Genomic DNA, 17,767 nt, shown 5'->3' with positions numbered 1-17,767 from the left:
CCCGATATAGGGTCAAGAGCGCCGGACCAGAAGGACGCCAGCCAGAACAAGCCCCACGCCGGCGATGCGGCCGATGTTCAACGGCTGGCGCGGCACGCCCAACGCCCCGAAATGATCCAGCGCCAGGCTGAGCAGCAACTGGCCGCCGACCATCAAGGTGATGGTCATGGCCACCCCCAGGCGCGGCACGCCCCAGGCGGCCGCGACTACGAAACAGGCGCCGTAGGCCCCGCCCAGCCAGGCGTACCACGGCAGGGCCCGCGTCGCGGCCATGTCCGGCCGGGTGTGCAGGATGGCCGCCAATATCCCGAGCACCGTCGTCCCGACCGCGAATGAGATGAAGGCGGCGTTGACCGGCGAGGCCACCGCGGTCGCCAGCCTGGCGTTGGTCGGGGCCTGAAGCGCGGTGGCGCCGCCGGCCAGAATGACGACGAGGATGGCGAGCAGGGACGGGTTCATGGCCCTTGGCTAGCATGGCGCTCGCCGATTGTTACCCCCGGATGAAGCGGGCGGCGCGTTCTCCTTCTGGATCGCCGGCGACGCCGAAGTCGCGCTTGATGGTCATATGGCTGTCGTCCGGCGCGGCGACGACCTCTGCGCGGCCGCCGACCCGGATCAGGGCCTCAGCCAGGCCGCGGCTCTGCGCTGTTGAATCCTGCCGGCGGGCGACGTGGAAGATGAGGAAGGGCGGATAGGTCACGCCGGGGCGGATAAGCAGAGTAGGCGACAAGGCGGCGGCCTGATCCCCGAAGGCCTGATCATAGGTTCGGCCTAGCCACTGATCGACCGGGCCGGTCCCGCGCGCGGCTGTGGCGTCATAGCCGGCCCCGTCCAACAGGATTACACCCGCCAGATCCGAGGGTTTCTCCCCAACTGCGCCGAGGTATTCGGGATCGATTCCGACCAGCGCGGCCAGATGGGCCCCGGCCGAATGGCCCAGCAGATAGATCGGCCGTCCGGGCAGGCGGCGCTTCAGATCGGCGACAGCGGCGGCGACATCCAGGGCCGACTCGCGCGCGCTGACGGCGGGCGCCAGCCGATAGCTGGTTGAGGCCAGGGTAAAGCCGTGCCGCTGAGCATAGTCCGGCAAGGCGGCTACATTGGTCCGTTCGCCCCGCGACCAGCCGCCGCCGTGGACGAACATCAGGATCGGTCCCGTCCCTCTCTCCGCATAGAGGTCGTAGGCCTGAAGCGGGTCCGGACCGAAGGTGAAGGTGTGGGCGGGCGCGACGACCGGGCCGGAGGGCGCCATGCGACGCGATCGACGATCGCTGCGGGTCTGGGCGAGGGCTTGGGCGGGGAGGGTGGCGCTGACGGCCAGGCCGATAAGGGCTAGGCGACGCGAGAGAGGCATGGTGCGATCCTTTAGCAGGCTTGACCATTCTGAAACGCAGCGAGGGGTGGTTTCCGTCTCACCAGTCCGGATCGACCGGGGCGCCGTCGAAGAGTTCGGCCAGACGCGCGCGACAGCCCCGGTTCACGTCGTCTGGCAGGGCGGAAGGCGAGAACCAGCCGATCTCGGCGATTTCGCCGTGGCTGGTGCGCTGGCTCAGATCGAAGGCGTCGATGCGGAAGACGGCGACGTGATCGCCGGGAAAGAATCGTTCGTTGGAATGGATCGAGATCAGGCGCGGCGCCCCGCGCGCGACCAGCCCTGCCTCTTCGCGCAGTTCGCGCACCACGGCGGCGTGGGTCGTCTCGCCCCGGTCCACCCCGCCGCCCGGCAGCCACCAGCCCTTGAGATAGGTGTGCCGCACCATCAGCACCCGCCCCTGCGCATCCACCGCCACCGTCCGCACGCCCAGCGTCTTGCCCCGCGTCAGACGCGACCAGGCGAAGAAGAGCGGACGGGTGAAGGGTTCGACGTGGATGCGCCAGGTCATGGATGCGAAAGGTCTCTGAGTTGCATGTCATGCGCGGCTTGCGGACAGCTAGGTCTTGCGCGCCAAGGGAAGATGCATGATCTTGATCCTATGGCGAAGTCACCTGCGCAAAATCCGAAGACTGCTCGTAACGCCTCCACGGGACGTTATGTGAGCGTCGGACGGACGTCGGACGGTGTCACAGTGTTGAAGTCGTCCAAGCCGTCCAACCATTTCACCGTGCGTGAAGCCAGGGGCGCCATTGCGGCGCGTCTCGAAGCGACGTCTCAAAAATAGTGGCGTCTTTCGCTCGGGACGTCTTCATCAACTGCCCGTTCGATTCTGCTTATCAGACAATGTTCCGGGCGATGGTGTTCGCCATCACGCGGTCCGGTTTTCGCGCCCGATGTGCACTGGAGGTCGATGACGCCAGCCAGAATCGATGGGCCTCAATTTCCGATATCGTAGATCAGTGTCGATACGGGGTTCATGACATCTCGCGCACGGACTCTGACGGCGACCCGCCCCTTCCGCGATTCAACATGCCGTTGGAACTAGGCCTGTTCCTGGGAGCGAAACGGTTCGGCGACGAGTTGCAGAAGCGCAAGCGCTGCCTAGTGATGGATACCGAGCGTTACAGGTATCAGCGGTTCATCTCAGATTTAGCTGGTCAGGACATCCACGCTCACGGCGATGACCCTGCCGCCTGCATAGAAGCGGTCGCCAGCTGGCTGAGGGATCAGAGCCGTTCTAAGACCGTTCCAGGCGGACGGGCCATGGCCCGCGATTTCGAACAGTTTGAGGCGCAGTTGCCGGCTCTCTGCCAAGGACTTCAGTTGGAGGTGGACGAGATGACGTTTGGAGATCTGACGACCCTGATGTCGGAATATATCGCCGCAGCGCTGTAGTCGCCAAAGAACCTTGCTTGAACCCCGCCCCGTCCCGCTCTAAGCGAGGACCGACAACAGGAGCATTCCATGCTGGCTCTCGGCATCATCTTCGGCTTCATCGCCGTTCTGGCGGCGTTCAACGTGTTCGAGTTCGGTCGGGTTGACTGAGGCGGCTGCTCGCTCTGAGCGGGGCGTCGCCCTGGTCACGGGCGGGGCGCGGCGGATCGGGCGGGCCATCTGTCTGAAGCTGGCCCAGGCCGGGTTCGACGTGGCGATCCATCATCATGCGTCGGGCGACGACGCCCGGACCCTGGCCGACGAGATCGCGGGCCTGGGGCGGCGCGCATGCCTGTTGCAGGCGGACCTGACGGACGAGGCCAGGGTGCGGGCGCTGATCCCCGCGGCGGTCGAGGCGCTGGGGCCGGTCAGCGTGCTGGTCAACAACGCCTCGGTGTTCGAGGACGACCGGATCGGCGAGCTGACGCGCGACAGCTGGGACCTGCATCTCGACACCAATCTGAGGGCGCCGATCGTGCTGGCCGAGGCGTTCGCGGCGCAAGCCGTCGAGGGGGCCATCGTCAACCTGCTGGACCAGAAGGTGCTGAAGCCGGATCCGCGCTTCTTCTCCTACAGCCTGTCGCGCAACGGCCTGTGGTGGGCGACGCAGACCCTGGCCCAGGCGCTGGCGCCCGGCATTCGGGTCAATGGGGTGGGGCCGGGGCCGACCCTGCCGTCCATCCACCAGACGCCCGAAGAGTTCGCCGCCGAGGCGCGCGCCACCCTGCTGGAAACGCCCGGCAGCCCCGAGGCGGTGGCCGAGGCGGTGCTGTGGCTGATTGACGCCCGGATGGTGACGGGCCAGATGATCGCCGTCGACGGGGGCCAGCATCTGGCCTGGCGCACCCCCGACATCCAGGAGTAGCGCGTGGTTTCCTCTCCTCTGGCGACGCCGGCTCCGGCGGACGATCGGCTGCGTTTCGAGCGGCTGAGCGTGTTCGTGCGCGGGCTGGAGGTTGAGGCCGGGATTGGGGTGTATGACCACGAGCAGGGGCGGCTGCAACGGCTGGTGATCGATGTGACGCTGGAGCTGGAGCCGCGTCCGATCGAACGGCTGGGCGATACCATCAACTATGAGACCGTGGCGGACGCCGCGCGCGCCATCGCCGCCGAGGGGCATGTGGGGCTGGTCGAGACCTTCGCCGAACGGCTGGCGCGGGCGTGCCTGGAGGACGGCCGCGTGCAGCGGGCCACGGTGCGGATCGAAAAGCCCGGCGCCCTGGCGGCGGTCGCGGCGCCGGGCTGCGAGATCGTGCTGGGGCGGTAAGGGCGGTTGCTTCGCGCCGCGCCGACCGCCATTGTCGTCGCCAGATTCCAGCCGGGCGTCCGGCGTGACAGAAGCGTTGTCCATGGCCGAACCCGGCGATCCGAAAGATCCAGCAGCGCCCCGCGATCACGACCACGATCATGACGCCGAGGTCGGCTTCGTCTCGCCCGCGTCGCTGGCGGGCCGTGCGCGTGAGCGTCAGCCGGAGCCGTTTCCCATAGGCGAGCGCGAACCGGACCTGTTCGATCCACCCGAGCCGGGGCCTTTCGACCGGTCTGGCCCGACGACCCGGCCGACGGCGCCGTTTCCGCCCCGGTCCGAGGCGACGCCCGCCGAGGCCGAGCCGGCGCCGGCCGCGCGCGCGGTGCGCCAGCGTCTGACGGCCGAGGCGGCGCCCAAACTTCAGGATTCAGGCCGTGAAGGACCGGTCGTGCCGATGCGGCTGTACGCCGTTTATGTGCTGATCCTGCTGGCCGTGCCGACGCTGGGCTTGTCGTGCCTGGTGGCGCTGCTGGCGGTGATGCGGCGCGACGGGGCGACGGATCCGCTGGAGCACAGCCATGCCGTCTATCAGCAGCGCACCATTCTGGGCGCCGTCGGGGCGGCGGTCGTCGGGGCCCTTTTGATCGTGGTCAACATCGGCGTGCTGGTGCTGTTCGCCCTGGCGATCTGGGTCCTGGCGCGCGGCGCGTTCGGGGTGCTGAAACTGAAGAGCGGACAGGCCGTTCCTCACCCCCGCAGCCTGTTGTTCTGAAGGACCGACGATGACGAACGAACCCAACTTCATCGCCGGGCAGCCGTCTGAGGGCAAGGTCGGGGCGCTGATCGCCTGGGCCCTGTTCATCCTGTCGATCCCCAGCGCCAATGTGCTGGTTCTGATCGGGCTGGTGGTGTCCTATGTCACGCGCGGGACGGCGACGGGCGTGGCGCGCCAGCATATCGACGCGCAGATCCGGCTGTTCTGGTCGGTCTTCTGGTGGACCATCGCGGCCTGGACCGGGATCCTTATCAGCGCCGTGGCGTCGGTCGTGCTGATCGGCATTCCGTTTCTGCTGCTGTTCCTGCTGGTCTGGTTCCTGCTGAGCGTCTGGTTCACGATCAAGAGCGTGATCGGCCTGCTGAACCTGCTGAACGACAAGCCGATTTGAGGGCTGATCTGACGCTGACGGAACGTCCCGAGGCCTCCGGTGGTTGATCCGTCAAAGGAGAATTCGATGGGACAGTTCAAGGACGCCGAAGGCGACAACCGGTTCGAACAGGCCTTCGACGACGACAAGGGCGCGGGCCTGGTCTGGGCCGACTATGCCGTAAAGGGCGATGCCCGCATCATCCTGCACGTCGAGGCTGAGCCGTCGCTGCGCGGATCGGGCGCGGCCGGGCGGTTCATGCAGTCGCTGGCCGATCATGCGCGCCAGACGGGACTGAAGCTGTTTCCCCGTTGCAGCTACGCCGTCGCCTGGCACAAGCGGCATCCGGATTACGACGACGTATTAGCCTGAGAAAACGCCGCCGCCCTGTGACCGCAGGGCGGCGGTTTACGTTCAACCGCCGGCGTAGCCGCCGATGATCGGCAGGATCTCGCCGGTGATGAAGCTGGACATCTGGGGCGAGGCCAGAAAGACGTAGGCGGGCGCGATCTCTTCGGGTTGGGCCGGGCGTTTCATCACCGTGTCGGCGCCGAACTTCGAGGTCGCTTCAGCATCCTTGTCGGCGGGGTTCAACGGGGTCCAGACCGGGCCGGGCGCGACGACGTTCACGCGGATGCCGCGCGGCGCCAGATGCGTACCCAGCGAACGGGCATAGGCGTGGATGCCGCCCTTGGTCAGCGAATAGTCGAGCAGATCCTTATTGCCCATCAGACCGGTGACCGAGCCGGTCATGACGATGGCGCCGCCGGCCTTCATGTGCGGGACCGCCGCCTTGGTCATGTTGAAATAGCCGTAGAGGTTGGTCTTCAGCGTGCGGTCGAAATGCTCGTAGGTCAGGTCCTCGAAGGCGGGGACGTGTTCCTGGAAGGCGGCGTTGGGCACCAGGACGTCCAGGCGGCCGAAGGCGTCGAGCGTGGCCTTGACCGCCCTCTCGGCGAAGGCGGGATCGGAGACGTCGCCCTTTAGCACCACGGCGCGGCGACCCTCGGCCTCGACGGCGGCCTTGGTGGTTTCGGCGTCGGCGTCCTCGTCCAGATGGCAGATGACGACATCGCAGCCCTCGCGCGCGAACAGGACGGCGACCGAGCGGCCGATGCCGGAATCCGCGCCGGTGATCAGGGCGGCGAGCCCGTCCAGCTTGCCCGACCCCTTCCAGAAGGGCGCATCAAAGAGGGGCGCGGGATCCAGCGCGGCCTCGTCGCCCGGCTTGGTCTGGTGTTGTTTCGGGAAGGGCGGTGCGGGATAGGGGCGGGCGCCGGCCTGCATCGCGCCGGACGGTTTGTCGTCGCCGGACGCCTTGTCCCTGGCGTCGATGTCGCGCTGGATGGCGCGTTCCTGATCGGCGATGTCTTCGGCGCGCGCGTGGGTCCGGTCGTCCATGGGTGTCGTCTCCTGAAGATGGGGTCTTCAGGAAAGCGGACGGGCGGGCGGGTCGTTCCGAACGCTCAGCTTCGGTTTTCAGCCGACGCGGTGGACGATGGTCTTGATCGTTTCGGCCTTGGTCGGCAGATCGGCGGCGAGGCGCGAGGCGATCTCGCGCGCGCCGACCGGATAGGCGTCGCCCCCGTCCGCGATGGCCTTGGCCTTGGCGGCGGCTTCCAGCAACAGCTTCTCCAGACCTTCGATCTCTTCCAGCGCCAGGGCGTGGGCTTCCAACTGCAGGCGTTTGACGCGGTCGGCGGTGGTTTCAGGCGCTTTCATCAGGTCGTAGATCTCGGCCTCGGCCGCGACGAGCCGCAGGTCAGGCTTGGCGTCGGAACCGGTGGATTTGGCCATGGAATCACGTCTCCCGCAAACGACAGGAGCCTAGGGTGAGGCCGATCGAGATTGACGTCGAGCGTTGCTGTAACGGTTGTGGCGACACTGTGGCCGCCACGCATCGGTCGATTAGCGCTCGGGCGCGCGGGCCGGGACCATCGCAGGCGCAGCGACAGGGGCCAGGACGCCGCCGGCGACCGCACGCAGCGGCGAGCGCGGCGTGTGCAGGACGGCCGGCGAGACGCTGACGCCGTCCTGAGCCGGGGTGACCAGATAGCCCGTGGCCGCCAGCTTGTCGCCCGAGCGAACGCGCGAGGTCCAGACGGTGATAGGAGCCGCCAGCAGCAGCGGCAGGACGATCGGGGCGAACCAGGTGGCCAGGTCGGGACGGACGGCGAGCGGGACCAGGAAGCCCACGCCGGCGATCATCTGCCAGCGCATGGCGCGTAAGGCGTCCGACCAGGCCAGGCCGTCGGCCTCGCGCTGCTGCGTCGACCAGCCGGTGTCGTGGCCCGAGACGATCTGGATGAAGGCCTTGGTGTTGGCGACCATCAGGATGGGGGCCAGGATGGCCGACAGGGCGATCTCGGCCGCCATGCCCTTGGCGATGGCGCGACGGCCGCCGAAGGCGCGCAGCTCGGCCGGACGGCTGAGGACCAGGGCGGCGCCCATGAACTTGGGCCCGATCAGCAGTACGCCGGACAGGAAGGACGCCAGCATGAAGGGCGTGAACTGGGGGTTCAGGATGTAGAAGAAGCTGGTCCAGTCGACCGGATAGAACATCTGGATGAACAGGCCGACCATCAGCGACGCCAGCCACAGGGGCGACGACAGATAGGCCATGCAGCCCATCAGCAGCTGAAGGCGGCTCATCGGCGACAGGCCCTTGGCCGTGATCAGGCCCAGGTGCTGCAGGTTGCCCTGGAACCAGCGGTGGTCGCGACGGATGAAATCGGTGATCGACGGCGGGGTCTCTTCCCACGATCCGTCCAGCGAGGCGGTGACGTGGACGGCCCAGCCGGCGCGGCGCATCAGGGCGGCCTCGACGACGTCATGGCTCATGATGTGACCGCCGAAGGGCTTCCTGCCCTTCAGGTGCGGCAGGCCGCAGCAGGCGGCGAAGGCGCGCGTGCGGATGATGGCGTTGTGGCCCCAGTAGCTAGATTCCGAACCGGTCCAGTAAGCGAGACCCGCTGCGGCGACGCGGCCGTACAGGCGCACCGAATACTGCGACACGCGCGCGAAGATGGTGCGGGCCTTGATGATGACCGGGGCGGTCTGGATCAGGCCGACGCCGGGATTGCGTTCCATGGCATCGACCATGCGCAGCAGGGTCTCGCCGGCCATGGTGCTGTCGGCGTCCAGGACGATCATGTTCTCATAGGCGCCGCCGAAACGACGGACCCATTCGGCCAGGTTGCCGGCCTTGCGCTCGGCGTTGTCGGTGCGGCGACGATAGAAGGCCTTGGAGTTGGCGGCCATGCGGAACGCCTGGAACACCGAACGCTCTGCGGCGGCGGCGTCTTCCTTGGTCGAGTCGCTCAGCACGAAGATGTCGAAGGCCGACGAGGCGCCCAGACGCGCCAGGCAGGAATCGATCTGGGACAGGCGCGCGAAGGACGAACGGGCGTCCTCGTTGTACAGCGGCATCAGCAGGGCGGTGCGGGTGCGCGGCATCGGCGGATGCGGCGAGAAGGCGAGGTCCGCCTGATCCTTGCCGCGCAGCATGACGAACAGCCCCATCAGGCCGCTGACGAACCAGCAGGAGATGGCGGTGATCAGGACCATGAACAGGCCGAAGGCCAGGATCTCGGTGCCGTCCCAACCCTTGCGGGCATAGAGGTAGAAGGGGGTGATGGCCGACAGGCCGGTCAGGACGATGGTGCCGGCCAGCAGGGCCAGGCGACGCGTCGCGACGGTGCGCGGCGAGGTCGCGGGCGTCACGTCGGCGACGGCGTCGGGCGCGGACAGGGACTGGACCGGCATGGCCAGCGGCGCCTCGTCGGGCAGCCACGACCAGCTGGGCGTTTGCGCGCCGTGGATCGTCGTCTCGATTTCAGCCTGTTCGACAGGCCGGATCGCCAGCTTGTTCATGCCGCTCTGGACGCCCCCGAGTGAACCGGATGTCGTCCCGAGGGCTGGGGACGACGCGGAGTGCTGCACTGCAACACGATCTGCATAATCGATCACATTCGCGCGATTTTCAATCACGCAATGTTGATGAAGCCAAAAAATGTGGGGGTGAAGTCAGGCCGGAACGTCGAACGGGGCGGCAGCCGGGCGACCGTGCGGCGACTCCGTGGCGACCGACAGCAGTTTACGGTCCAGGACCCAGGCTGCAACCCCCACCCAGCAGACCAGGACGATGGCGTAGAGACGCTCCCACCAGCCGACGTTGGCGTCATTGACCGTGCCGGGGAAGACGAGGTGCTTGGTGAGGACCGTCAGGATCGCCATGACGACGAAGGTGACGACGAGAAAGAGCTTCAGGCGCGGCACGTCGCGGCGTTTGGCCAGGCCCCACAGCAGCAACATCGGCGCCAGCTGGATGCCCAGGGCCAGGTTGATGATCATGTGGCGCGGATCGGGCCAGGGCCACAGGGTCGAGGCCGACATGCCGCCGCCGGCCAGGATGAAGACAATGGCGATGACCCAGGCCGCGACGCGCGCGCCGGTCAGGGCGTAGATGGCCAGGCCGAATCCGATCCCCGCCAGCCCGGCCATGACGCCGGCGACGAAGACCCCGCCGTTGAAGATGATCGGCGCCTTGGCCGTCGCCCCGCCCAGTTCGCTGAGATACTGGGTCGCATTGTTGAACCCGGGGTAGGCGAGGATGGCCACGGCGACCACCGTCAGGGCCAGAAGCGGGGCTGCGACGCCCACGCCCAGCAGTCGCCGACGGCGGTGATAGCGAATCTGCGGCTTCAGCAGGGCCTGAAGGTCCAGCGGCCAGGGCCGGCCGTCCAGCGGCTTCAGCCCCCACAAGGGGCGAATGGCCGGGATGCGCCGTACGACCTCATAGATCGCCAGGCTGCCGACGAAGGTGACGGCGATCAGGGACAGCAGTTCGACCGGCGCCGGCAGGTTCGCCGGTCGGATGATCCAGACGGCCGCGACCAGCACCGTCTGGTGCGCCAGATAGAGGGGGAAGGTGGCCTGGGTCAGATAGTTGAGCGCAGGGCCGCCCCGGTCGCGCAGATGGCGATAGCCGAAGCCCAGGATGGCGACGATCACCGCCCATTGGTCGATGCCGTAAACGGCGGCCTTGGGCACGCCCCAGAAGGCCCGCGCGCCGGGATGCCAGACCTGGACCATCATGATCGGCAGGGCGACGGCCGCCAGGGCCAGGGCGATCCAGCGATACCGCTCCATCGTGCGCCACAGGCTCTCACGCCCCACGATGCTGAAGCCGAACAGGAAGGCGACCAGCGACAGGGCGTGATTGTACCAGTCGTTGTGCAGAGTGTTGGTCAGGCCGAACCAGGGAAAGAGCAGCCACCGGATGGCGAACAGATAGAGGATCGGCAGGACCAGCAGGCGTGGGCCGGTCAGCGCCTTTTCCAACCCGTTCCCCAGTCGGTCGATCAGGCCGGGCTGGCACCACAGGACCACGGCGATCAGGCTGTAGACGGCGATATAGACGATGAACCACAGATGGTTGACCGGCACGCCGTCGGCGAGGCCACTCCAGCCGAACTCATGGCTTAGCCAAGCGACGAAGCCGGCGACGCCGCCGGGCCAGCCGCCCTTGTCCATCGACTCGATCCACGACTGGATCGGCACCAGAACCAGGGCGCCGAAGATCAGGGGCGGGACCAGCCGCTCGAACCGGGCGCGGGCGACCTGGCGCGGGGTGCGCCGGAAGGTCATGAACCGCAGGGCGGCGCCCGACACCAGAAACAGCAGAGTCAGCCGCCAGGGATTGGTGACCAGGATCGCCTCGCGCATCCACTCGAAGGTGTGGGCGCTGTGGATGTGCCAGTCATAGACCCCGTAGACCAGGCCCACATGATACAGGATCAGCAGGCCGAAGGCGCCGACCCGGATCCAGTCGAGATCGTAACGGCGCTGGGTCGGGGAAGCGGACGGGTTCACGGCCGCGTCTATGATCCGGGGACGCGCATCAGGCAAGACGCCGGATGGACGCGGGGCGCCGCCAGCCCCGCATCCGGTTGAACAGACTAGACCGTTTCCGTCAGGCCCAAGGCCTTGAGCGTCGCTGTGATCGAGGCCTCCTGTTCGGCGCGGTACAGGGCCATCTCGTCCTGGACCGGGCGGCCCAGCGCCTGTTCGAAATCGGCCTTTGCGGGATCGACGGCGTAGGCCGTTTCGCGGGCCTCCGACCCCAGGTTGGACTGGAAGATGCCGGCGGCGCTGACCGGCAGGAAGTCTTCATAGGTGATGGGTTCGGCGACGACGTGGCCCGAGGAGATCAGGGCTTCCAGGTCGGCGGTCTCGGCGCGGGCGGCCAAGCCCTCAGGCGTCGGGCGATAACGGAACCAGGCGAGGTCTGCGCGGCGCAGCGCGTCCCAGTCGTCGGGCAGGGCGGAGAAGTCCTTCTTCGCCAGGGCCGCGTCATACAGGGCGCGACCGGCCGGGGTCAGGGCGCAGCCGCGCTGTTCGATCTCGCCGAAGCGGGCGGTGTGGGCGCCGGCCGTGGGGCCGTCGGCGCCGGGGAAGGTGATCGCCTCCTGCAATGCCTTGAAGCTGGTCTGGCGCAGCAGGATCGGACAGGTACGGGCGGGCGGACCCTCGATGGTTTCCTTCGGGCTGATGCCGCGCGCGGGCATGGCGGCCTGGGCCGCATCGATGTCCAGCGTGCGCGGCGTCAGGTGGTTGATGTGCGGCCCCTTGAAACTGACTACATCGGCGATCAGTCGGTGGGCGGCGACCAGCCGCTCATAGGTCTCTACGCTGACGGTCGCCTGGGCGTGCCAGCGGAAAGTTTCCAACAGTTCGGACACGAAACGGTCGGCCTGGTCCTCGTCCAGACCGCCCACAGTCTCCGCCGTCTCGATCAACTCACGCGCGCCGGGGGTGAAGATGTCGCGGCGGGCCAAGGTCTCGGCCGCCTCTGCACGCAAGGCTTCGTCCTCGATCAACTCCAGCCGCAGCAGCGAGGTGAAGACCCGGAACGGATTGCGCGCCAGCGCCGCCGGATCGACGGGGCGGAAGGCGGTCGAATGGACCGGCACCCCGGCGGGAGCGAGGTTGTAGTAGCTGACCGGCTCCATCCCCATGACCGCAAAGGCGCGCGCGATCGTGGCCAGTTCATCGGCCGTGCCGACGCGGATGGCGCCGTGGCGCTCCTCCGACAGACGCGCCAGTTCGCCGGACGCCGCCAGCCGGTCGACTCCGCCGGCATCCGCCTTCAACGCCTGCGCATTGATGTCCGCCACCAGCGTCAGCAGGTCGCCGTATTGCGGCACCTCGGCCCGGTACATGGCGGACAGGGCGGCCGAAAACCGGCTGCGGATTTCGTCAGGATGGACGAAGGCGGACATGAGCGCTCCCATTTTTCGCCGATCCATAGGCCGACTGGCCGCCGGTTGAAACCCGGCGGCCGTCGCAAGGGTCAGGCGTCGACGCCGACCCCGATCGGGCAGACCACGCCGGTCCCGCCGATGCCGCAGTATCCGGCCGGGTTCTTGGCCAGATAGCCCTGGTGATAACCCTCGGCGTAGAAATAGTCGCCCGCCGGCTCGATCTCGGTGGTGATCGTCCCGCGCCCGGCCTGGGTCAGAGCGGCCTGATAGGCGTCGCGCGAGGCTTCCGCCTCCGCCTGCTGCTCGGCGTTCAGCGTGTAGATGGCCGAGCGATAGGTGGTGCCGATGTCGTTGCCCTGGCGCATGCCTTGGGTCGGGTCGTGGTTCTCCCAGAAGGTCTTCAGCAGTTCGGCGTAGGTGATGACGCTCGGGTCGAACACGACCTTGACCACCTCGGTATGACCCGTCCGGCCGGTGCAGGTTTCCTCATAGGTCGGGTTGGGCGTGATGCCGCCGGAATAGCCGGCCGAGGTCACCCACACGCCCGGCAACTGCCAGAAGATGCGCTCGACACCCCAGAAACAACCCATGCCGAAGATGGCGGTCTGGAACCCGTCGGGATAGGGCCCTTTCAGCGGATGACCGCTGACATAGTGGTTGACGTCGGTGTCCAACGGCGCGGCGCGGCCGGGCAGGGCGGTCTCGGGCGTAGGCATTTCGGCAGTCTTCTTGAACAGCATTTGCGGCTCTCTCATCGGAAAATGGCGTTGAAGTCCATATGGGGATGCGAGAGGCGCTTGCCGAGGGGGCGAGGGTGTTCTATCAGGCCCGCCTCCCGCCGGATCGACCTCCGGCGGCGCGCAAGACGCAGCGTGAAACGGACAGGTGGCGGAGTGGTCGATCGCGCACGCTTGGAAAGCGTGTGTAGGTGAAAGCCTACCGAGGGTTCGAATCCCTCTCTGTCCGCCACCCCGCAAATTTTATCGTATACTTTCATAATCTTATCCTCCGGACTGTCTAACCGCAGGTGACGGGTTAGACAGATTTTGTTCTGTTTGCGTACTTTGCCCGATGCGCTTCATGGCGCTGTCCGCCAAGTCGCGGCGCCCCGCCTCTCGCGTGTACCGTTCGACTTCTTTGAGAGTTTGGTGGCCGGTGATGGCCATAATCTCGTGCGCCGAGCAGCCGGCCTCTGCGAGTCGCCGTGCTGCAGCTTTACGCAGACCGTGCGCCGAACAGTGGGGTAACTCTGCCCGCTCTGCCGCCTTGCTGATCCAGTTGCCGAAGCCTTTTGCGGTGAAGGGTTTGCCTTGTTCGGTCGTCAGTAGAACCAAGTGTACCAAGTCCACCACGCAACGGAATCGAACGTCTTGCGCGTCTGACATTCAGGCAGACCCTTCTTACGAAACCGCCAACGCATATTGCCGTGGCGATCGTAGTAATATCGGATAGAGCGAAGGCCGCTCTGAGCCGGGAGAGCGTTGACTTCCCAGAGGCTCAGGCCGCAGCGCAGCAAGCCCCGCCGACGACGATGCGCCCGGAGGACCTAAACGCCAGCCGGGCTAGCAGCCCCGGCGTCCTCGTGACAGGCATCATCGCGCCCGGTACTCAGGCCCGCATCGACAACGACAGGGCTTCGGACTATTCCGCGCAGGGTCGACACGGCAGCAGCGCGCAATCCAAACCGCAAGCACTCGGTATCGCCTCCGCAGGCCTGGCCGCCGCCATCTGAGAAACGCGCTTTAAGGGGCCTCGCCGTCCCTGACGAGCAAATCAACCCAGCCGAAACCTATCTGCCCCCCCGGCGCACAATTTTCCGGTCTTCCCGGCTATTTCAGGGAAGCTGGCGAGGGCGGCAGAGCGAAGCCCGGCACCCGATAGCGTGCCATGCCCTCGATCAGCGGCGCTAGGGATTATTCCAGACAGGCATATTGATCGACCACGCCCCCGGTTCAGGGGCCATAATTTCGTTGGACGTCTCGGTTTAGACGCTCCCCGCACGAGCGTAGTGCTTGAAGCTATGGAGGAACGATTGGAACACCACCCGATCATCAACGACGCCGCAAACCTTGCGGAGCTAACGGCTGAACCATTGGACCGATTGCCCATAAGCTCACCCTCAGCCGTTGCCTTGATCTGATAGAAGATGCGAGCGTGGCGGTTTGCCTTTCTGATCAGGACCAATGCGCTACGAAGGCGGCTGCCTGACGGGCGACCTGTTTGGCTGACTGTCCCGGCTTGAAGACCGCAGAGCCGATACCGAAGCCGGAGGCGCCGGCGGAGCGCCAGGCGGGCATGCTGTCGGGATCGACGCCGCCGACGGGGTAGATGCGGGCTTCGGCAGGCAGGACGGCGCGGACGGCTTTCAGGCCCTTGGGCCCGGCGATCTCGGCAGGGAAGAGCTTCAGGGCGTCGGCGCCGGCGTCCAGGGCGGCGAACGCTTCGGAAGGGGTGAAGAAGCCGGGCAAGGATAACAGGCCCAGGGTCTTGGTCTCGGCGATCACTTCGACATTGGTGTTGGGCGAGATGATCAGTTGGCCGCCGGCCTGTGCGACCTCTCGCGCCGCTGCGACGTTCAGCACCGTGCCGGCGCCGACCAGGGCGCGGCCGTCCAGCGCCTGACGTAGACGGCGGATGCTATCCAGCGGCTCGGGTGAGTTCAGCGGCACTTCCAGGCAGCGGAAACCGGCGGCGACGATGGCCTCGCCGACCTCGACCGCCTCGTCCGGTTTCAGCCCGCGCAGGATGGCGATCAGCGGCAGGGCGTCCAGGCTTTCGATGGAAACAGGCATCATTGGTGTGCGGCCTCGTGAATGCGCCACAGACCTCTGGCCGTGGCAGCGGCGCCGTCCGCAATCTGGACGTCTCGGAAACCGCCCTGCGCCAGGGCGGCGGCATAGCGGCGGCTTAGGGCCTCGGCGCCGATCAGGACGACAGGGCGATGGTTGGCGTCGGCCTGTGCTGCGACCTCGGCGCCGATCAGCAGACCCGACAGATAGTCGGCCGAGGACGCCGCTGAAAGACGTCCGGCCAAGTCCTCGACCCGCACCGAGAACAGGGCGGCGGTGACGGCGGGATCGCGCAGGGAACGCTCCACCCCGGCCGCGAATGCGTCGTTGTCCACGCCGGGATCGCCCATCTCGGCGCCCAGGATCGTGCCCTTGCGGATGGCGGCGAACAGTTCGCCGGTCATGAAGGTTCGGAAATCCGTGATGCGACCGCCAGCGGTGCGGATCCATTTGCTGTGGGTGCCGGGACCGACGATGACGGCGTCGTCAGGCGCGTCCAGGCCGAAGACCTGGGTCTCCTCGCCGCGGATCACGTCCTGAAGGCGGCCGTCCTCGAACACGGCGACACCGGGCACGATGGAGACGTGGGGCGCGTCGTCAGGCCTGGCTACGGCGGTCGCCAGTTCGGCGACGCCGGCCGGGCAGGGCAGATAGGCCATTTCACGCCACCGGCCCCGCGCCCCGGTCATGCCGCTGACCAGCACCGGCAAGCCGTCGTTCAGCCAGTCGCCGGCGACCGCGTTCAGCACGTCGCGAAACTGGCCGGGCGCAAGGCCGCCGGCGCCGCGCGGGTCGGAGCGGCCGTCCAGCACCGCGCCGCCCTCGGCGATCCGCATGACGCGCAGATTGCTGGTGCCCCAATCGACCCCGATCAGTCCGGTCGCTGAACTCACCTCACCACCAGATCGTATAGACCAGGATCAGGAAGGCGATCACGCCGGCCCCGGCCAGGTTGAAGCCGAGCGAGGTCTTGTAGCTGATCTTATCCAGCTTGATCTTCATGGCGTCGGGTTTGGCCGGGACCAGCAGGGACACGATCACCGCTGCGATCAGCGAGACGACGAAGACGACGCCGACCCGGTTCATGAAGGGGAAGATGAACTGTCCGGTTTCCTGCAGCCACCAGAAGATGGCCGACAGCACGACCGAGCCGATGGCGGCGGTCAGGGCGCCGGCTTCGGACGCCCGCTTCCAGAACAGGCCCAGCATGAAGATGACGACGATGCCGGGCGTGAAGAAGCCGGTAAACTCCTGAATGAACTGGAACGCCTGATCGAAGCCGCCCAGCAGCGGACGGGCGGTCAGGATGCCGATGATCACGGCGGCGACGGCGGCGATGCGGCCGACCGTGACCAGCTGATGCTCGGGCGTGTCCTTCTTGATCTTCGCGTAGAGGTCCAGGGTGAAGATGGTCGAGATCGAGTTCACCTTCGACGCCAGCGAGGCGATGATGGCGGCGATCAGGGCGGCGAAAACCAGTCCCTTCAGGCCCACCGGCAGCAGGTTCATCATGGTCGGATAGGCCTGGTCCGGCGCGGACAGGTTCGGGGCCAGGATCAGGGCGGCCATGCCCGGCAGCACCACGATCACCGGCATCAGCAGTTTCAGATAGGCGGCGAAGGCGATGCCCTTCTGCGCTTCCGGCAGCGACTTGGCGGCCAGGGCGCGCTGGATGATGTACTGGTTGAAGCCCCAGTAGCTGATGTTCATGACCCACAGCCCGCCCAGCAGCACGGCGATGCCCGGCAGCTCCTGATAGTGGGGGTTGTCCTTGGACAGGATCATGTCGAACTTGTCCGGGAACTGGGTCAGCAGGGTGTGGAAACCGGCGACCGCGCCGCCCGACCCACCGATAGTCGACAGGGCGATGAAGCCGATGATCAGTCCGCCGCAGACCAAGAGCGCCACCTGAACGATGTCGGTCAGGGCCACGGCCTTCAGCCCGCCCCACAGCTGGTAGGCCAGGGCGAAGACGCCGATGGCGACGATGGCGTAGTCCTGGTTGAAGCCGGTGACGGTGTGCACCGCGATGGCGCCCAGCCACAGGATCGAGGTCACGTTCACGAAGACGTAGAGCAGCAGCCAGAAGACGGCCATCACGTTGCGGATCGTCGGCCCGTACCGCTGCTGCAGGAACTGCGGCATGGTCACGATCTCGTTGCGCAGGAAGATCGGCAGAAAGAACTTGCCCACGATCAGCAGGGTCAGCGCCGCCATCCATTCATAGGAGGCGATGCCCAGGCCGATCACATAGCCCGATCCGCTCATGCCGATGATCTGTTCGGCCGAGATGTTGGCCGCGATCAGCGACGCGCCAATCGCCCACCACGGCAGGCTCCTGGACGCCATGAAATAGTCGGTGGAGGTCTTCTGCTCGCCCGCCTTGCTGCGCGAGACCCACTGGGCCAGGCCGAAGATGAAGATGGCGTAGATCGCCAGAATCGCCAGATCGATACCCGCGAGCGACATGATGCATTCCCCCGATGCGCCCGTGTTCGGGCTTAGGTCGA

General features: G+C 66.8%; 19 protein-coding genes and 1 tRNA gene. 7 read left to right on the top strand and 13 right to left on the bottom strand.

What is annotated here, in order from left to right:
* Nucleotides 1–12 precede the first annotated feature (12 nt).
* Genes KAK88_RS13830 through KAK88_RS13820 form a run of 3 tightly spaced genes read right to left on the bottom strand, consistent with a single transcriptional unit; the run spans nucleotide 13 to nucleotide 1,883 of the window.
* Nucleotides 13–459 (bottom strand): DMT family transporter, encoded by a 447-nt coding sequence (locus KAK88_RS13830; RefSeq protein WP_242077064.1) that lies wholly within the window; start codon nucleotides 457–459, stop codon nucleotides 13–15.
* A gap of 31 nt (nucleotides 460–490) precedes the next feature.
* The gene (locus tag KAK88_RS13825) at nucleotides 491–1,354 is read right to left on the bottom strand and encodes an alpha/beta hydrolase (protein ID WP_242077063.1); all 864 of its coding nucleotides are present in this window, start codon (nucleotides 1,352–1,354) and stop codon (nucleotides 491–493) included.
* A gap of 58 nt (nucleotides 1,355–1,412) precedes the next feature.
* The gene (locus KAK88_RS13820) at nucleotides 1,413–1,883 is read right to left on the bottom strand and encodes an NUDIX domain-containing protein (protein ID WP_242077062.1); all 471 of its coding nucleotides are present in this window, start codon (nucleotides 1,881–1,883) and stop codon (nucleotides 1,413–1,415) included.
* Between the two features lie 275 nt (nucleotides 1,884–2,158).
* Between KAK88_RS13820 and KAK88_RS13815 the strand changes: the two genes are divergently transcribed.
* From KAK88_RS13815 to KAK88_RS13790, 6 genes are all read left to right on the top strand, one after another.
* Nucleotides 2,159–2,770 (top strand): nucleotide-binding protein, encoded by a 612-nt coding sequence (locus tag KAK88_RS13815; protein ID WP_242077061.1) that lies wholly within the window; start codon nucleotides 2,159–2,161, stop codon nucleotides 2,768–2,770.
* A 142-nt stretch (nucleotides 2,771–2,912) separates the two neighbouring features.
* On the top strand, nucleotides 2,913–3,674 hold the full coding sequence (locus tag KAK88_RS13810) for an SDR family oxidoreductase (protein WP_066550388.1): 762 nt from the start codon (nucleotides 2,913–2,915) through the stop codon (nucleotides 3,672–3,674).
* Nucleotides 3,675–3,677: 3 nt separating this feature from the next.
* On the top strand, nucleotides 3,678–4,076 hold the full coding sequence (folB, locus tag KAK88_RS13805) for a dihydroneopterin aldolase (RefSeq protein ID WP_242077060.1): 399 nt from the start codon (nucleotides 3,678–3,680) through the stop codon (nucleotides 4,074–4,076).
* 82 nt (nucleotides 4,077–4,158) lie between these two features.
* Nucleotides 4,159–4,830 (top strand): hypothetical protein, encoded by a 672-nt coding sequence (locus KAK88_RS13800; RefSeq protein ID WP_242077059.1) that lies wholly within the window; start codon nucleotides 4,159–4,161, stop codon nucleotides 4,828–4,830.
* A gap of 10 nt (nucleotides 4,831–4,840) precedes the next feature.
* Complete coding sequence (locus KAK88_RS13795; RefSeq protein WP_242077058.1) at nucleotides 4,841–5,224, top strand: hypothetical protein; 384 nt, start codon at nucleotides 4,841–4,843, stop codon at nucleotides 5,222–5,224.
* Nucleotides 5,225–5,290: 66 nt separating this feature from the next.
* The gene (locus tag KAK88_RS13790; RefSeq protein WP_242077057.1) at nucleotides 5,291–5,575 is read left to right on the top strand and encodes a GNAT family N-acetyltransferase; all 285 of its coding nucleotides are present in this window, start codon (nucleotides 5,291–5,293) and stop codon (nucleotides 5,573–5,575) included.
* Between the two features lie 42 nt (nucleotides 5,576–5,617).
* On the opposite strand, the gene KAK88_RS13785 is transcribed toward KAK88_RS13790, so the two are convergent.
* The 6 genes from KAK88_RS13785 to msrA all read right to left on the bottom strand — a co-directional run bounded on the left by KAK88_RS13785 (nucleotide 5,618) and on the right by msrA (nucleotide 13,208).
* On the bottom strand, nucleotides 5,618–6,604 hold the full coding sequence (locus tag KAK88_RS13785; protein WP_242077056.1) for an SDR family oxidoreductase: 987 nt from the start codon (nucleotides 6,602–6,604) through the stop codon (nucleotides 5,618–5,620).
* Nucleotides 6,605–6,682: 78 nt separating this feature from the next.
* Complete coding sequence (locus KAK88_RS13780) at nucleotides 6,683–7,000, bottom strand: hypothetical protein (RefSeq protein WP_039248149.1); 318 nt, start codon at nucleotides 6,998–7,000, stop codon at nucleotides 6,683–6,685.
* 111 nt (nucleotides 7,001–7,111) lie between these two features.
* Nucleotides 7,112–9,076 (bottom strand): glucans biosynthesis glucosyltransferase MdoH, encoded by a 1,965-nt coding sequence (gene mdoH, locus KAK88_RS13775; RefSeq protein ID WP_242077055.1) that lies wholly within the window; start codon nucleotides 9,074–9,076, stop codon nucleotides 7,112–7,114.
* A 153-nt stretch (nucleotides 9,077–9,229) separates the two neighbouring features.
* Complete coding sequence (locus KAK88_RS13770) at nucleotides 9,230–11,077, bottom strand: acyltransferase family protein (protein WP_242077054.1); 1,848 nt, start codon at nucleotides 11,075–11,077, stop codon at nucleotides 9,230–9,232.
* 86 nt (nucleotides 11,078–11,163) lie between these two features.
* A complete protein-coding gene (gene hglS / locus KAK88_RS13765; protein ID WP_242077053.1) occupies nucleotides 11,164–12,486 on the bottom strand; it encodes a 2-oxoadipate dioxygenase/decarboxylase HglS in 1,323 nt (440 codons plus the stop codon).
* A 71-nt stretch (nucleotides 12,487–12,557) separates the two neighbouring features.
* Nucleotides 12,558–13,208 (bottom strand): peptide-methionine (S)-S-oxide reductase MsrA, encoded by a 651-nt coding sequence (gene msrA / locus KAK88_RS13760; RefSeq protein ID WP_242077052.1) that lies wholly within the window; start codon nucleotides 13,206–13,208, stop codon nucleotides 12,558–12,560.
* A 139-nt stretch (nucleotides 13,209–13,347) separates the two neighbouring features.
* Between msrA and KAK88_RS13755 the strand changes: the two genes are divergently transcribed.
* Nucleotides 13,348–13,437: transfer RNA gene (locus KAK88_RS13755), tRNA-Ser, on the top strand.
* Nucleotides 13,438–13,469: 32 nt separating this feature from the next.
* Here the strand turns inward: KAK88_RS13755 and KAK88_RS13750 are convergent.
* From KAK88_RS13750 to KAK88_RS13735, 4 genes are all read right to left on the bottom strand, one after another.
* Nucleotides 13,470–13,853 carry a tyrosine-type recombinase/integrase gene (locus tag KAK88_RS13750; RefSeq protein WP_242077051.1) on the bottom strand — a complete coding sequence of 128 codons (384 nt, stop codon included), beginning with the start codon at nucleotides 13,851–13,853 and terminating at the stop codon, nucleotides 13,470–13,472.
* 789 nt (nucleotides 13,854–14,642) lie between these two features.
* Nucleotides 14,643–15,263: a 2-dehydro-3-deoxy-6-phosphogalactonate aldolase gene (locus KAK88_RS13745; protein WP_431307193.1), complete on the bottom strand. Its 621-nt coding sequence runs from the start codon at nucleotides 15,261–15,263 to the stop codon at nucleotides 14,643–14,645.
* Nucleotides 15,260–16,150: a 2-dehydro-3-deoxygalactonokinase gene (locus KAK88_RS13740; RefSeq protein ID WP_242077050.1), complete on the bottom strand. Its 891-nt coding sequence runs from the start codon at nucleotides 16,148–16,150 to the stop codon at nucleotides 15,260–15,262. Before KAK88_RS13740 ends, KAK88_RS13745 begins: the two co-directional genes overlap by 4 nt.
* A 1-nt stretch (nucleotide 16,151) precedes the next feature.
* Nucleotides 16,152–17,726: a sodium/sugar symporter gene (locus KAK88_RS13735; RefSeq protein ID WP_242077049.1), complete on the bottom strand. Its 1,575-nt coding sequence runs from the start codon at nucleotides 17,724–17,726 to the stop codon at nucleotides 16,152–16,154.
* Nucleotides 17,727–17,767 lie beyond the last annotated feature (41 nt).

It is taken from the genome of Brevundimonas diminuta (genome assembly GCF_022654015.1).
Taxonomy (GTDB): Bacteria; Pseudomonadota; Alphaproteobacteria; order Caulobacterales; family Caulobacteraceae; genus Brevundimonas; species Brevundimonas diminuta_C.
The sequence above is the reverse complement of the archived record's forward strand: the minus strand, read 5'-3'. Positions and strand labels throughout refer to the sequence as shown.